Origin of the sequence: Arsenophonus apicola (assembly GCF_020268605.1) — a bacterium.
In the GTDB taxonomy this organism is placed as follows: Bacteria; Pseudomonadota; Gammaproteobacteria; order Enterobacterales; family Enterobacteriaceae; genus Arsenophonus; species Arsenophonus apicola.
Genome location: NZ_CP084222.1, coordinates 3,045,406 through 3,060,297, shown reverse-complemented (window position 1 = coordinate 3,060,297; position 14,892 = coordinate 3,045,406). Strand labels below are relative to the sequence as shown.

The window sequence follows — 14,892 nt, the reverse complement described above, 5'->3', positions numbered from 1 at the left end:
AGTAAAGACAGATGAGCATGCAAGATCCCATCGCGGATATGCTAACCCGTATCCGTAACGGTCAGGCCGCTAATAAAGCTGCGGTCAACATGCCTTCCGCTAAGCTAAAAGTGGCGATTGCTACAGTGCTTAAGGAAGAAGGTTATATCGAAGATTATAAAATTGAAGGCGACATCAAGCCAACATTGGAAATTACATTGAAATATTTCCAAGGTAAGGCTGTTGTAGAAAGCATTCAGCGTGTAAGCCGCCCAAGTTTGCGCATCTATAAGAAAAAAGATGAGCTACCACAGGTTATGGCTGGTTTAGGCATTGCTATTATTTCTACTTCTAAAGGTGTCATGACTGATCGTGCAGCTCGCCAAGCAGGTTTAGGTGGCGAAATTCTCTGCTACGTAGCTTAATTCGGGAGGAAAGAATGTCTCGTGTGGCAAAAGCACCTGTCGTCATTCCTGCCGGCGTAGAAGTTAAACTTAACGGTCAGGATATAGCGATTAAAGGTAAAAATGGCGAGCTTACTCGTACAATCCATAAAGCTGTTGAAGTCAAACATGCTGATAATCAATTAACGTTTGCACCTCGCGAAGGTTTTGCTGATGCATGGGCACAAGCGGGTACAGCGCGTTCTTTATTGAATGCAATGGTTATTGGTGTTACCGAAGGCTTCACTAAGAAACTTCAGCTGGTTGGTGTCGGTTATCGTGCAGCTATTAAAGGCAATAGTGTAAGTTTGTCTTTAGGTTTCTCTCATCCGGTTGAGCATGTGCTGCCAGCAGGTATTACTGCAAAATGTCCTTCACAGACTGAAATTGTGTTGGAAGGTGCAGATAAACAGGCAATTGGGCAAGTTGCAGCAGAATTGCGTGCTTACCGTCGTCCTGAACCTTATAAAGGTAAAGGTGTTCGTTACGCCGATGAAATCGTGCGTACTAAAGAGGCTAAGAAGAAGTAAGGTAACACTATGGATAAGAAAGTAGCTCGTATCCGTCGTGCGACCCGCGCACGCCGCAAACTCCATGAACTGGGTGCAACGCGCTTGGTGGTACACCGTACCCCTCGTCATATTTATGCGCAGGTTATTGCACCAAACGGTTCTGAAACTTTGGTGGTTGCTTCTACTATAGAAAAAGCTATCAATGAGCAAGTAAAATACACAGGAAACAAAGAAGCCGCAGCAGTAGTTGGTAAAATAATTGCTGAGCGCGCGTTGGAAAAAGGCATCAAAGAAGTTGCTTTTGACCGCTCTGGTTTCCAATATCATGGTCGAGTCCAGGCACTGGCAGATGCTGCCCGTGAAGCTGGCCTTCAGTTCTAAGGTAGAGGTGTAAGATGGCTCACATCGAAAAACAAGCTGGCGAACTGCAGGAAAAGCTGATCGCGGTAAATCGTGTAGCTAAAACTGTTAAAGGTGGCCGTATTTTTAGTTTTACTGCACTAACTGTTGTTGGTGATGGTAACGGTCGTGTTGGTTTTGGCTATGGTAAAGCACGCGAAGTTCCGGCAGCAATCCAGAAAGCGATGGAAAAAGCCCGTCGCAACATGAAAAACGTCGCTCTCAATAATGGTACTTTGTATCATCCAGTAAAAGGTGCTCACACAGGCTCTCGCGTGTTTATGCAACCTGCTCATGAAGGTACGGGTATTATCGCAGGCGGTGCAATGCGCGCTGTATTGGAAGTTGCCGGTGTTCATAACGTACTGGCTAAAACCTATGGTTCCACGAACCCAATTAATGTTGTTCGTGCAACACTGGATGCTTTAGACAGTATGAAGTCTCCAGAAATGGTCGCAGCTAAGCGTGGTAAATCCGTCGAAGAAATTCTGGGGTAATGGACCATGGCTAAGACTATTAAAATTACACAAGTTCGCAGTTCTATTGGTCGTTTGCCAAAGCATAAGGCAACATTGACTGGTTTAGGTCTGCGTCGTATCGGTCATACTGTAGAACGTGAAGATACACCAGCGATCCGCGGCATGATCAATTTGGTTTCCTACATGGTTAAAGTTGAGGAGTAACAGATGCGCTTAAATACTCTGTCTCCAGCTGAAGGTGCTAAACATGCACCTAAACGCGTAGGTCGCGGTATTGGTTCCGGTTTAGGTAAAACGGGCGGACGTGGTCATAAAGGTCAGAAGTCTCGTTCTGGCGGTGGCGTACGTCGTGGTTTTGAAGGCGGTCAAATGCCTTTATATCGTCGTTTACCAAAATTTGGTTTTACTTCACGTAAAGCAATGATCTCTGCAGAAGTTCGTTTGTCAGACTTTGCTAAAGTTGAAGGCGATGTCATTGATCTGAATACGCTGAAAGCTGCTAATATAGTTGGCATTCAAATAGAATATGCGAAAGTTATTCTTTCTGGTGAAGTTAATCGTCCAGTTACTGTGCGTGGTCTTCGTGTAACAAAAGGTGCACGGACTGCAATTGAAGCCGCTGGCGGTAAAATCGAGGAATAAGTTACAGATGGCAAAACAACCAGGTTTAGATTTTCAAAGTGCTAAAGGTGGCATAGGCGAACTTAAACGCAGGCTTTTGTTTGTAATTGGGGCGCTGATTGTTTTCCGTATTGGTTCTTTTATTCCTATTCCTGGTATTGATGCCACTGTGCTTGCCAAATTGCTTGAACAGCAAAGAGGCACCATCATTGAAATGTTTAATATGTTTTCAGGTGGTGCGCTTAGTCGTGCTTCTATCTTTGCGTTGGGAATTATGCCGTATATTTCGGCATCAATTATTGTCCAATTACTGACAGTAGTTAATACACGGTTAGCAGAGATTAAGAAGGAAGGGGAAGCCGGTCGTCGTAAAATTAGCCAGTATACGCGTTATGGTACTTTGGTATTAGCGATATTCCAATCTATTGGTATTGCGACAGGTTTGCCTAATATGGCCGGAATGCAGGGGCTGGTAATCAATCCTGGTTTTCCGTTTTATTTCACGGCTGTTGTTAGTTTAGTGACAGGAACAATGTTTTTGATGTGGCTAGGCGAGCAAATTACTGAAAGAGGTATTGGAAACGGTATCTCTATCATTATCTTTGCAGGTATCGTTGCGGGGCTCCCGCCGGCTATCGGCCATACCATTGAACAAGCTCGGCAAGGCGATTTGCACTTCCTCCTGTTGTTGTTGATTGCAGTTTTAGTATTTGCTGTGACTTATTTTGTGGTTTTTATGGAGCGTGGTCAGCGCCGTATAGTGGTTAACTACGCAAAACGTCAACAAGGTCGTCGCATTTATGCTGCACAAAGCACACATTTACCATTAAAAGTAAATATGGCAGGCGTTATTCCTGCAATTTTTGCTTCCAGTATTATACTGTTCCCAGGTACAATAGCTTCCTGGTTTGGTGATGGAACAGGTTGGGGTTGGCTGACAGCTATTTCAATGTATTTGCAGCCAGGACAACCGCTTTATGTGTTACTTTATGCATCTGCAATCATCTTCTTCTGTTTCTTTTATACGGCATTAGTTTTTAATCCGAGAGAAACAGCAGATAACCTGAAGAAGTCCGGTGCATTTGTACCAGGAATTCGTCCGGGAGAGCAAACGGCAAAGTATATCGACAAAGTAATGACGCGCCTCACATTAGTAGGTGCATTGTACATTACTTTTATTTGCTTAATCCCGGAGTTCATGCGTGACGCAATGAAAGTTCCATTCTATTTTGGTGGTACTTCACTTCTAATTGTCGTCGTCGTTATTATGGACTTTATGGCTCAAGTGCAAACTCTTATGATGTCTAGTCAATATGAGTCTGCATTGAAAAAAGCAAATCTTAAAGGTAAATAATTGCTTTTAAATTAATTTGCTTTAGAAGTTACGGAGAGTAAAAATGAAAGTTCGTGCTTCAGTCAAGAAATTATGCCGTAACTGTAAAATCATTAAACGTAATGGTAGTGTTCGTGTGATTTGCAGCGTTGAACCAAGACATAAACAGCGTCAAGGTTAAGAAAAAGCATTTTTTTCTTGCAAAGTTGAGTTGAGCTGGCTAAATTAGCCAGCCAAACTTTTTATCTAAAAAATGTATAACTGTTTGAGTATCCTGAAAGCGGGCTTTTCAGCACAGTTATGCAGTATTTAACTTTAGGAGTGCATAGTGGCCCGTATAGCAGGCATTAACATTCCTGATCATAAACATACCGTAATCGCATTAACATCGATTTACGGCATTGGCAAAACTCGCTCGCAGTCAATCTGTGCAGCAAGTGGTATTGCTGAGCATGTTAAGATCAGTGAGCTGTCTGAAGAGCAAATCGACAAGTTACGTGACGAAGTTGCTAAATACATTGTTGAAGGTGATTTGCGTCGTGAAGTTACCCTAAGCATCAAGCGCCTAATGGATCTTGGTTGCTATCGTGGTTTACGTCACCGCCGTGGTCTTCCTGTGCGTGGTCAGCGTACTAAGACTAATGCGCGTACCCGCAAGGGCCCACGTAAGCCGATCAAGAAATAAGTCGGGGTATTAAATAATGGCAAAAGCACCTATTCGTGCACGTAAGCGTGTAAGAAAACAAGTTTCAGACGGTGTGGCTCATATCCATGCTTCTTTTAACAACACAATTGTTACTATTACTGATCGTCAAGGTAATGCATTGGGTTGGGCAACCGCAGGTGGTTCTGGTTTTCGTGGTTCTCGTAAGTCTACTCCGTTTGCCGCTCAAGTTGCAGCAGAACGCTGTGCTGAAGCAGTGAAAGAGTACGGAATCAAAAACTTAGAAGTTATGGTTAAAGGACCTGGTCCTGGCCGTGAGTCAACTATCCGTGCGTTAAATGCGGCTGGTTTCCGCATTACTAACATTACTGATGTGACTCCGATCCCTCATAACGGTTGTCGTCCACCGAAGAAACGTCGTGTTTAATTACGTTACGTTTTTAGGATTGTTGGAGAAAGAAAATGGCTAGATATTTGGGTCCTAAGCTCAAGCTGAGCCGTCGCGAGGGTACAGATCTTTTTCTTAAGTCTGGCGTTCGCGCGATTGACACCAAGTGTAAATTAGAACAGGCACCTGGACAGCATGGCGCACGTAAACCGCGTCTATCTGATTATGGTGTTCAGTTACGTGAGAAACAAAAAGTTCGTCGTATTTACGGTGTTCTAGAACGTCAATTCCGTAACTATTATAAAGAAGCAACGCGATTGAAAGGCAATACGGGCGAAAATCTGTTGAATTTGCTCGAAGGTCGTTTAGATAATACTGTTTATCGTATGGGCTTTGGCGCAACACGCGCGGAAGCACGTCAGATGGTTAGCCACAAAGCAATCATGGTAAATGGTCAAGTTGTTAATATTGCTTCTTATCAGGTTTCCCCGAATGACGTTATCAGCGTTCGTGAAAAAGCGAAAAAACAGTCTCGTATTAAGGCTGCTTTAGAGCTTGCTGAACAGCGTGAGAAGCCAAGTTGGCTGGAAGTTGATGCTGCTAAGATGGAAGGTGTGTTCAAACGTATTCCTGAACGTGCTGATCTGTCTGCTGACATTAACGAACACCTGATCGTCGAGCTTTACTCTAAGTAAAGCTTAGTACCAAAGAGAGGACACAATGCAGGGTTCTGTGACAGAGTTTCTTAAACCGCGCCTGGTTGATATCGAGCAAATTAGTTCGACTCACGCCAAGGTAACCCTTGAACCGTTAGAACGTGGCTTTGGCCATACTCTTGGTAACGCACTACGCCGTATTTTGATTTCGTCTATGCCGGGTTGTGCTGTGACCGAGGTTGAAATTGATGGTGTACTGCATGAGTACAGCACTAAAGAAGGTGTGCAGGAAGATATCTTGGAGATTCTCCTTAACCTGAAAGGGCTGGCGGTAAAAGTTCACGGTAAAGATGAAGTTATTCTGACCTTGAATAAATCTGGAATTGGCCCTGTGACTGCCGCCGATATCACCCCTAATGATGATATCGAAATCGTCAAGCCGCAACATGTTATCTGCCATCTAACTGATGAAAGCGCTGCTATTAATATGCGTATCAAAGTACAGCGTGGTCGTGGGTATGTACCGGCTTCTGCCCGTATTCATTCGGAAGAAGATGAGCGCCCAATCGGTCGTTTATTAGTTGACGCATGCTATAGCCCTGTGGAGCGTATTGCCTACAATGTTGAAGCGACGCGTGTAGAACAACGCACTGATTTGGATAAACTGGTTATCGAGATGGAAACTAACGGCACAATCGATCCAGAAGAGGCGATTCGTCGAGCAGCAACTATCTTGGCTGAACAACTCGAAGCTTTCGTTGATTTACGCGATGTTGCTAAGGTTGAAGTTAAAGATGAGAAGCCAGAGTTCGATCCGATTCTGCTGCGTGCAGTTGACGATCTGGAGTTGACTGTCCGCTCTGCTAACTGTTTAAAAGCAGAAGCTATCCACTACATCGGTGATTTGGTTCAGCGCACTGAAGTTGAGTTGCTTAAAACACCTAATCTTGGTAAAAAATCACTTACTGAAATTAAGGATGTTTTGGCATCAAGAGGTTTATCGCTAGGTATGCGTCTAGAAAATTGGCCTCCAGCAAGCATTGCTGATGAATGAGATCACAGGTTAAGGTTTTACTGAGAAGGATAAGGTCATGCGCCATCGTAAGAGTGGTCGTCAATTGAACCGCAATAGTAGCCATCGCCAAGCTATGTTTCGTAATATGGCTGGTTCTTTAGTTCGTCATGAGATTATCAAGACAACTTTACCAAAGGCGAAAGAGTTGCGCCGTGTCGTTGAGCCACTGATTACTCTTGCCAAGACCGACAGCGTAGCTAATCGTCGTCTGGCATTTGCCCGTACTCGTGATAATGAGATCGTGGCAAAATTATTTAATGAACTTGGACCGCGTTTCGCGAGCCGTGCAGGTGGTTATACTCGTATTATGAAGTGTGGCTTCCGTGCCGGTGACAATGCGCCGATGGCTTACATCGAGCTTGTTGATCGTACTGTTGAGTCTCAAGCAGAATTAACTGCAGAGTAAATTTGCAATTACATAAAAAACCGGGATTAATCCCGGTTTTTTATTATCAAAAATTAACTTTTTGTCATTTCATAGTTTGCTATCATAGTGAATGATATTTATACATATATAAGAGGTATTTATGTATCAGATAGGTAAATTAGCTAAGTTGGCAGATGTAACTACAGACACAATTCGTTTCTATGAAAAACAAGGGTTAATGGAACGTCCTAATCGTACAGAAAGCGGTTATCGTCTTTATAGCAGCAAAGATTTACAACGTTTACGTTTTATTCGTTATGCTAAGCAGCTTGGCTTTACTTTGGAATCAATTTCAGAGTTATTGTCTATTCGTATTGATCCTGCTCATCATACATGCCAGGAGTCAAAAAATATTGTAGATGCCCGCTTGCAAGAGATCGAAATTAAAATTATAGAAATGGAGAGAATGAAGGACTCATTAAAAATGCTCAGTGCCGCTTGTTGTGGTAGTAAACATGTTAGTACTAGATGCTCAATTTTAGAGATCCTTGAACAGGGCGCTAATAAACATTAAATGAGATATACATTTTAGCTAAAAGCAAATTTTATAAGTATTTATTCAATTGAGTGATTGATATTGGAGTGTTTAATATGGCAAATTATCAGCATAAACGAGGAGTTATAAAGAAGAGTGCAGTAGCAGCCATACTGCATGATCCTCTATATAGGCAACGAATTGAAAAAAATAAAAAAGGAAAAGGGAGTTATCAACGTAAAATGAAGCATAATAAAGAGCTAACTAGTGAGTTAGTGAGGATTAATTAAAAAAATTTATTATCACTAACTCACTCGTTTAAATTATTTTTGTTTTTTTAGTAAATCACGTATTTCGGTTAATAATGTGACTTCTTTAGTTGGCGCTGCAGCAGGTGCTTCTTCCTTTTCACGACGCAATTTATTTATAAGTTTTATCGCAACAAAAATTGCTATAGCGATGATAAGAAAATCAAAAACATTTTGAATAAAGATACCATAATTTATAACAACAGCGGGTATATTATCGTGGGCTTCTTTTAAGACAAAATGAAATTGCTTAAAATCAATACCTCCAATAAGTAATCCGAGTGGTGGCATAATAATATCGGCAACAAGCGAAGAAACAATTTTGCCAAATGCTGCACCGATAATAACACCTACAGCTAAATCAATAACGTTGCCTTTCATTGCAAATTCACGGAACTCTTTTAAAAAGCTCATAGTCTCCTCACCATTAATCAAAATAAAACGTAAAATTTATAAGAATGTTTAAATTATAATATCTTTTAATATATTTCTATCAAAATTTTTACAAAAAGAATGGGCTAGGTTGGAAGATCTTTTCTACTTCAGGAACGTGTTTTTTATCAGTAATGAACATAATGATGTGATCATCCTGTTCAATAATATGGTAACTATTTGCAATGATGACTTCATCATCACGAACAATAGCACCAATAATAGTGCCAGGAGGAAGTTTTATCTCTGAAATTTTTCGACCAACGACTTTGGATGTGTTTTCATCACCGTGAGCAATAGCTTCTATGGCTTCAGCAACACCTTTACGCAAGGATGAAACATTAATTATATCCGCTTTACGAACATGTCCAAGTAAAGCGGAAATTGTTGCTTGTTGAGGTGATATAGCGATATCAATGACTCCTCCTTGTACAAGATCAACATAAGCAGAACGTTGAATAAGAACCATCACTTTCTTAGCGCCCATTTTTTTAGCTAACATAGCTGACATAATATTGGCTTCATCATCATTAGTTAGTGCTATAAAAACATCTGTTTGCTCGATATGTTCTTCCGCTAGTAGCTCTTGATCTGAAGCATCACCATAAAACACGATTGTATCATGTAATAGTTCGGCTAATTCAGTTGCTCTTTCTTGATCACGTTCGATTAATTTAACACTGTAATCTTTTTCTAGTTGTTTTGCTAAACCAGCACCAACATTACCACCACCCACTATCATAATTCGTTTATAGGGTTTTTCTAGACGTTGTAGTTCACTCATGACAGCACGAATATGCTCAGTAGCTACAACAAAAAAAATTTCATCACCTGCTTCAATAATTGTGGATCCCTGTGGTCGAATAGGTCTATCTTGACGAAATATAGCAGCAATTCGGGTATCAATATGGGGTAAGTGTTCACGTAAATTTGAAAGGGAATTACCTACTAATGAACCTCCATAGTAGGCCTTTGCCGCAACAATACTTACTTTGCCACTTGCGAAGTTAACAACCTGAAGTGCACCAGGATATTGGATTAATTTATAAATATAATCAATAACAAGCTGCTCAGGTGAAATAAGGTAATCAATCGGTATGTGGTCAGGGGTAAAAAGTTTTTCAGTTTCTTTGATATATTCAGATGCGCGTATTCTAGCAACTTTATTTGGCGTGTTAAAAAGAGAATAAGCGATTTGGCATGCAATCATATTAGTTTCATCTGAATTTGTTACAGCGACAAGCATATCAGCATCTTCAGCTCCGGCTTCCCTTAGGACTCTAGGGTATGAGCCATGCCCACTGACAACTCTTAGATCGAATTTATCTTGTAATTGGCGTAAACGTTCAGTATTAGTATCTACGATAGTGATATCGTTGTTTTCATCAACTAAATTTTCTGCGAGTGTTCCACCAACTTGTCCTGCACCTAATATGATAATTTTCATTATATTTTTATCTCACTGCCAGATTGAGTATGTATTCAAAATAGTAGTGTTAATTTTTTATTAGAGAAGCATAAAAGAAACCATCTCCTCCCCGTTGAGTGGGTAATATTTGTTGGCCTAGTTCCATATTGTTATTTAAAGATGCTTCTGGATGATGAAAAAGAAATTTCTTTATTTGTTCTTTGTTTTCATCCGGTAAAATAGAGCAAGTAGCATAAACTAGGGTGCCATTGGTTTTTAAGTAAGGCCAGATAGCCTCAAGAATTTCATATTGTAATTTGACCAATTGCGGGATATCTGTCGGTTTTCTAAGCCATTTTATATCTGGATGCCTACGAATGACACCAGTTGCAGAGCAAGGGGCATCTAGCAATATACGATCAAATTTCGCACCTGATATCCATTCGAATGGTCTACGTCCATCACCAGCAATAACTCTTGCATGTAATTTTAGTCGATTAAGATTTTCTTGGATACGTTTTATTCGTAGTTCATCAATATCAACTGCTAGAACATCAGCTTTTGGCGCAAGTTCAAGTATATACGTTGTCTTACCACCTGGAGCTGCGCAAAGATCAAGAATATATTCACCATTTTTAGGTGCTAATAATTCAACGCATCGTTGAGCTGATAAATCTTGAATGGTTACCCAACCTTGGTCAAATCCTGGTAATTTGTTAATCGCACATGGTTTTTGTAATTTGATAGCAAATTTACTGTCATTACTTAAACTGGCCTCTATACCCGCTTGTTGTAATAGCATTAAATAATCATGAGTAGAATGATATAATTGATTTACTCTTAACCACATAGGTGGTTTTTGGTTATTAACCTCAAGAATCTCTTCCCATTTAGCAGGATAAACTTGCTGAATTTTTTCTAATAGCCATTTAGGATGTAAATAATTATTTTCTTTATTATTGGCTTTTTCATTTAATATTTGTTCTTGCCGTTGGTATTGTCTCAATACACCATTAATTAAGCCTTTTAATTGAGGGAGTTTTAGTGTGATAGCGCCATCAACAGTTTCTGCTAGTGCTGCATGGGAAGGAATACGAGTAAAACGAAGTTGGTAAATTCCTACGATAATAAGATAATGAATAATGCGTTGTTTTCCTTTTAATGGCTTAGTTATTAATTGTTTAATAAACCATTCCAATAAAGGTAACACTCTAAGTACACCAAAACTGAGTTCTTGTAAAAGTGCTTTATCTTTATCTGTTATATTTTTTTGGCATTCGGGTAGTACAGTGCTTAATGATTGTTTTTGATCAATAACCTGGGCAATGACCTGGGCACAAATGCTTCTAAGGTTATATTTTTTATTCATGTTGAATATAATTACCTACTAATGATAAATGCAAGCAAGAAATTTATTTTTAATTTTATTGCATTGGTGAATTTATTATTCTGCCAGGAATAAACAATCCGTGACGAGAGTTTAGAAAATCACTAGCTAACATTATTTTTTTACCGGCCGGTTGTATTTTTAAGATGTTTAAAATACCTTTACCGGTTGCCACTTTAATTCCTGTTTTATCGGCACTTAAAATTGTTCCTGGTGATGAGTCATTTTCATGATAAATGACTTCGGCATACCATACTTTAAAAGCTTTATCTGCAAAAATAAAATAGCTTACTGGCCAAGGATTAAATGCCCGGATACATCGTTCGATTTGTTCTGCCGAAAGTGACCAATCAATTAATGCTTCATCTTTGCTCAGTTTTTCAGCATAGTTAGCAAATGCATTATTTTGCTTTTCTGGTTTTGTTTGATCTGATTTGACTAAATCAAGAGTATGCAGCAGCGCAGTAGGGCCAAGTTTTGCAAGTTTTTGATACAGTATCGCGCTGGTATCTTTTAGTTCAATAGGGCAACTGACTTGATAGAGCATATCCCCGGTATCCAGACCAATATCCATTTGCATAATTGTAATACCTGTTTCTTTATCACCAGCCCAAATTGAGCGTTGAATTGGCGCTGCTCCTCTCCAGCGAGGTAGTAGTGAGCCATGAACATTCAGGCAACCCATTGGTAACATATTTAATACAATTTCAGGTAAAATGAGGCCATATGCGACAACAACCATAACATCGGCATGTTGATTTTCAATCCAGTGCTGACTTTCTGCTGTTTTTAGTGTTGTTGGCTGGAAAACAGGAATATTCGCTTCTTCGGCTAGCATTTTTACTGGGCTTGATGTGAGTTTTCGCCCTCTTCCAGCAGGTTTATCTGGTTGTGTCAAAACGCCAACTATTTGATACTTATGCTGAAAACTGAGTAATGCAGCTAAATGTTGTGCTGCAAAATCAGGGGTGCCGGCAAAAATGATTCGTAGACAGTCTGACACGTAAAGATCCCTATATTAAAAATATGAAAAATATCATTTCTTTGTTTTAGCTTTTAGACGTTCAAGCTTTTCAATTTTTTGCCTAATGCGTTGGCGTTTTAATGCAGAAAGATAGTCAATAAATAATTTGCCATTAAGATGATCTATTTCATGCTGAATACAGATAGCAAGCAGATCATCTGTTTCTAATTCGAACTCTTTACCATTGACATCTAAGGCTTTAATTTTGACCCATTCAGCACGAGGTACGAATGCACGTTGTTCCGGTACAGAAAGACAACCTTCTTCTATTCCCGTTTCACCAGATGTTTCTAAGATAATGGGATTTATAAGTACCAATCTTTCATTACGAGATTCTGAAACATCAATAACAATAATTCTTTGATGAATATTGACCTGCGTTGCGGCTAAACCAATACCTTCTTCTTCATACATCGTTTCAAACATATCATTCACGATACGTTGTATTTCTGCATCAACTTTTTTTACCGGTTCTGCAATTTTGCGAAGACGTTCATCTGGGTAATGTAATATATTTAATACTGACATAAATGTTTAAAGCTATATCCAAAAAGTGAAAGTTATTTAATACCTATTCTAGACATTTCTCGTTATGATTGACAGTATTGGTTATAAATGAAACACACTTATTGCCAATGAAGTCTGGAAAGTATATGGATCCACGGGAAATATGGCTACGCATGAGGATGGTTTCTCACCTTTCAGCTGTTAAGGCTGCAGCAATTGTAGAGAAACTCATTGAATTAAAAAATGTTAAAATTGCTTCTCTTCGAGCATGTGGGTTATCACCCCATCAGTGTGTACAATTCACTCATGCAAATTCAAAAGCTATTTATGCTGCAATGAAATGGCTAGATGTAAGCGAGCATAAACTCATTACGTTATCCGATCCCAACTATCCATATTTGTTAAAACAGATATATTCGCCACCAATTATACTCTTCGTTGCTGGTAAAGAGAAAGCGCTTTATTCCGCTCAAATTGCTGTGGTAGGCAGTCGTTATAATGATTTTTATGGTGAAAAATGGGCTCAAATATTTAGTCAGGAACTGGTGATGCATAAATTTACAATTACCAGTGGCTTAGCAATAGGTATTGATGGGATTAGCCATAGAACCGCATTAGAGCATAATGGACTAACTGTTGCTGTATTAGGTAGTGGTTTAAATAAATTATATCCAACTCAACATACTGCTTTAGCGAATAAAATTAAGGAACAAGGGGCGTTAGTATCAGAATATCTACCAGATACTCCGCCGTTAGCTAAGAATTTTCCTCGTCGGAATCGTATAATTAGCGGCTTAAGTAAAGCAGTAATTGTGATTGCGGCTGGATTAAAAAGTGGTTCATTAATTACGGCTAAATGTGCGTTGGAGCAAGGTAAAGATATTTTTGCTTTACCTGGTGCGTTAGCTAATAGCTTATATGAAGGTAATCACTGGTTAATTCAACAGGGGGCTTATTTAGCCTCTTCGCCCCAAGATGTTATTGAATATTTAAACAGTGGACTACAATGGTTACCAGAAAATAAAATCCTATCTGATAATCTACAGATCGATAATTCTATGAATAATATATTGAGTTATATTGATTATGAACCAACACCTATAGATTTAATTGCTGAAAGAAGTGGCTTATCAGTTATTGAGGTATCTACTCAATTGTTGGAGTTTGAATTGATGGGTAAAGCTATCTTTGTGTCTGGTGGATATATTAGAGTCGACTAATTAAAGTGAGATGAGAATGCAAAAGCCAATCCTTATTGGAAAAAAGGCACATGAAGATAAGGAGTATTGTCCTAAATGTCATAGTGAACTTATTATTCGAAATGGGGGATATGGGCCTTTTGTTGCTTGCTCTAACTATCCTAAATGTGATTATGTTCGGCCTTTAAAACAAGCAGCCGACAGCCAAATAATTAAAGAATTATCGGATTATTTTTGTCCCAAATGTGGGCATAATTTGGTGTTGAAGCGAGGACGTTTCGGTATGTTTGTTGGATGCAGTCATTATCCTCAATGTGAACATACAGAGTTAATTGATAAACCCGATAAAACGTTAGTGGGATGTCCACAGTGTCACGGTGGTGAATTACTGCAAAGAACGTCACGTTTTGGCAAAGTATTTTATGGTTGTAATTGTTATCCTAAGTGTCAATTTGTGGTTAACGCTAAACCAATTTCTGGTAAATGTTCTTTCTGTCAGTATCCATTATTAATAGAAAAAAAGGTTTCACAAGATATGAAAATATTTTGTGCAAATAAATTATGTAATAAACAGCAGTAATAAAAATATATGGAATAATTGGCATGTTTGATGAAATATCCCCTTCGTTTCGAAATATTATTGTAGCGTTAAATGAAGGCAAAATTATAGCATATCCGACAGAAGCTGTTTTTGGCCTCGGATGTGATCCTGATAATGAGAAAGTAGTCCGTCAGTTATTATTATTAAAGCAGCGTTCATGGGAAAAAGGATTAATTTTAATAGCTGGAAACTATGAACAATTAACACCTTATATTGATGATAATAAATTAACTAATTTACAAAAAGAAATGATGCTTTCAACAGGAGCTAAATCTATTACCTGGGTAGTACCTGCCAGAAAAGACACACCAAAATGGTTAACAGGCAAATTTGATTCACTAGCGGTGCGTATTACAAATTTTGAGTTAATTAAAAAGCTTTGTTTTTTATATGGCAAACCATTAATTTCTACTAGCGCTAATTTAAATGGATTATCACCATGCAGAACAAAAGAAGAAGTTATTGCCCAGTTTAATGGCCATGTATCCGTTTTAGAAGGTTCTGTTGGGGGACGTAAAAAACCATCTGAAATTCGAGATATAATAACAGGCCATCTATATCGAAAAGGTTAATGT

At 39.1% G+C, this 14,892-nt stretch carries 23 protein-coding genes; 18 read left to right on the top strand and 5 right to left on the bottom strand.

The window, feature by feature from the left end; all coding sequences use genetic code 11:
* The first annotated feature begins 11 nt into the window (after positions 1–11).
* From rpsH to LDL57_RS14425, 15 genes are all read left to right on the top strand, one after another.
* Positions 12–404, top strand: a complete 393-nt coding sequence (gene rpsH, locus LDL57_RS14495) for a 30S ribosomal protein S8 (protein WP_026823166.1) — start codon at positions 12–14, stop codon at positions 402–404.
* A gap of 14 nt (positions 405–418) precedes the next feature.
* On the top strand, positions 419–952 hold the full coding sequence (gene rplF / locus LDL57_RS14490) for a 50S ribosomal protein L6 (RefSeq protein WP_180558671.1): 534 nt from the start codon (positions 419–421) through the stop codon (positions 950–952).
* Positions 953–961: 9 nt separating this feature from the next.
* Positions 962–1,315 carry a 50S ribosomal protein L18 gene (rplR, locus tag LDL57_RS14485; protein WP_180558672.1) on the top strand — a complete coding sequence of 118 codons (354 nt, stop codon included), beginning with the start codon at positions 962–964 and terminating at the stop codon, positions 1,313–1,315.
* Positions 1,316–1,329: 14 nt separating this feature from the next.
* Complete coding sequence (gene rpsE, locus LDL57_RS14480) at positions 1,330–1,830, top strand: 30S ribosomal protein S5 (protein ID WP_026823163.1); 501 nt, start codon at positions 1,330–1,332, stop codon at positions 1,828–1,830.
* A gap of 6 nt (positions 1,831–1,836) precedes the next feature.
* Positions 1,837–2,016: a 50S ribosomal protein L30 gene (rpmD, locus tag LDL57_RS14475; protein ID WP_026823162.1), complete on the top strand. Its 180-nt coding sequence runs from the start codon at positions 1,837–1,839 to the stop codon at positions 2,014–2,016.
* Positions 2,017–2,019: 3 nt separating this feature from the next.
* A complete protein-coding gene (gene rplO / locus LDL57_RS14470) occupies positions 2,020–2,454 on the top strand; it encodes a 50S ribosomal protein L15 (RefSeq protein WP_180558673.1) in 435 nt (144 codons plus the stop codon).
* A 7-nt stretch (positions 2,455–2,461) separates the two neighbouring features.
* Entirely contained in the window at positions 2,462–3,787 is a 1,326-nt protein-coding gene (secY, locus tag LDL57_RS14465; RefSeq protein ID WP_180558674.1) for a preprotein translocase subunit SecY, read from the top strand.
* A 43-nt stretch (positions 3,788–3,830) separates the two neighbouring features.
* Entirely contained in the window at positions 3,831–3,947 is a 117-nt protein-coding gene (gene rpmJ, locus LDL57_RS14460; RefSeq protein WP_026823159.1) for a 50S ribosomal protein L36, read from the top strand.
* A gap of 147 nt (positions 3,948–4,094) precedes the next feature.
* Positions 4,095–4,451 (top strand): 30S ribosomal protein S13, encoded by a 357-nt coding sequence (rpsM, locus tag LDL57_RS14455; RefSeq protein ID WP_026823158.1) that lies wholly within the window; start codon positions 4,095–4,097, stop codon positions 4,449–4,451.
* A 16-nt stretch (positions 4,452–4,467) separates the two neighbouring features.
* Positions 4,468–4,857, top strand: coding sequence for a 30S ribosomal protein S11 (gene rpsK, locus LDL57_RS14450; protein WP_002919257.1), 390 nt, complete (start codon positions 4,468–4,470; stop codon positions 4,855–4,857).
* A 35-nt stretch (positions 4,858–4,892) separates the two neighbouring features.
* Positions 4,893–5,513 (top strand): 30S ribosomal protein S4, encoded by a 621-nt coding sequence (rpsD, locus tag LDL57_RS14445; protein WP_026823157.1) that lies wholly within the window; start codon positions 4,893–4,895, stop codon positions 5,511–5,513.
* Between the two features lie 25 nt (positions 5,514–5,538).
* Positions 5,539–6,528: a DNA-directed RNA polymerase subunit alpha gene (locus LDL57_RS14440; protein WP_225506317.1), complete on the top strand. Its 990-nt coding sequence runs from the start codon at positions 5,539–5,541 to the stop codon at positions 6,526–6,528.
* A gap of 37 nt (positions 6,529–6,565) precedes the next feature.
* Positions 6,566–6,955 carry a 50S ribosomal protein L17 gene (rplQ, locus tag LDL57_RS14435; protein WP_180558675.1) on the top strand — a complete coding sequence of 130 codons (390 nt, stop codon included), beginning with the start codon at positions 6,566–6,568 and terminating at the stop codon, positions 6,953–6,955.
* Positions 6,956–7,076: 121 nt separating this feature from the next.
* Positions 7,077–7,490, top strand: coding sequence for a Zn(2+)-responsive transcriptional regulator (zntR, locus tag LDL57_RS14430; protein ID WP_180558676.1), 414 nt, complete (start codon positions 7,077–7,079; stop codon positions 7,488–7,490).
* Positions 7,491–7,567: 77 nt separating this feature from the next.
* On the top strand, positions 7,568–7,741 hold the full coding sequence (locus LDL57_RS14425) for an alternative ribosome-rescue factor A (protein WP_180558677.1): 174 nt from the start codon (positions 7,568–7,570) through the stop codon (positions 7,739–7,741).
* A 33-nt stretch (positions 7,742–7,774) separates the two neighbouring features.
* Here LDL57_RS14425 and mscL read toward each other — a convergent pair whose 3' ends face one another.
* The 5 genes from mscL to def form a co-directional block, all read right to left on the bottom strand.
* Positions 7,775–8,173 carry a large-conductance mechanosensitive channel protein MscL gene (gene mscL, locus LDL57_RS14420; RefSeq protein ID WP_180558678.1) on the bottom strand — a complete coding sequence of 133 codons (399 nt, stop codon included), beginning with the start codon at positions 8,171–8,173 and terminating at the stop codon, positions 7,775–7,777.
* An 88-nt stretch (positions 8,174–8,261) separates the two neighbouring features.
* Positions 8,262–9,638, bottom strand: a complete 1,377-nt coding sequence (gene trkA / locus LDL57_RS14415; protein WP_180558679.1) for a Trk system potassium transporter TrkA — start codon at positions 9,636–9,638, stop codon at positions 8,262–8,264.
* A 49-nt stretch (positions 9,639–9,687) separates the two neighbouring features.
* The gene (rsmB, locus tag LDL57_RS14410) at positions 9,688–10,968 is read right to left on the bottom strand and encodes a 16S rRNA (cytosine(967)-C(5))-methyltransferase RsmB (RefSeq protein ID WP_180558680.1); all 1,281 of its coding nucleotides are present in this window, start codon (positions 10,966–10,968) and stop codon (positions 9,688–9,690) included.
* A 55-nt stretch (positions 10,969–11,023) separates the two neighbouring features.
* A complete protein-coding gene (gene fmt / locus LDL57_RS14405; protein WP_180558681.1) occupies positions 11,024–11,989 on the bottom strand; it encodes a methionyl-tRNA formyltransferase in 966 nt (321 codons plus the stop codon).
* A 33-nt stretch (positions 11,990–12,022) separates the two neighbouring features.
* Entirely contained in the window at positions 12,023–12,538 is a 516-nt protein-coding gene (gene def, locus LDL57_RS14400) for a peptide deformylase (protein ID WP_180558682.1), read from the bottom strand.
* Positions 12,539–12,663: 125 nt separating this feature from the next.
* On the opposite strand from def, the gene dprA reads away from it, so the two are divergent.
* The 3 genes from dprA to tsaC are packed head-to-tail and all read left to right on the top strand — an operon-like array spanning position 12,664 to position 14,889.
* Complete coding sequence (gene dprA, locus LDL57_RS14395) at positions 12,664–13,737, top strand: DNA-processing protein DprA (protein ID WP_180558683.1); 1,074 nt, start codon at positions 12,664–12,666, stop codon at positions 13,735–13,737.
* A gap of 16 nt (positions 13,738–13,753) precedes the next feature.
* Positions 13,754–14,296, top strand: a complete 543-nt coding sequence (locus LDL57_RS14390; RefSeq protein ID WP_180558684.1) for a DNA topoisomerase family protein — start codon at positions 13,754–13,756, stop codon at positions 14,294–14,296.
* Between the two features lie 23 nt (positions 14,297–14,319).
* Complete coding sequence (gene tsaC / locus LDL57_RS14385) at positions 14,320–14,889, top strand: L-threonylcarbamoyladenylate synthase type 1 TsaC (protein WP_180558685.1); 570 nt, start codon at positions 14,320–14,322, stop codon at positions 14,887–14,889.
* Positions 14,890–14,892: the final 3 nt, after the last annotated feature.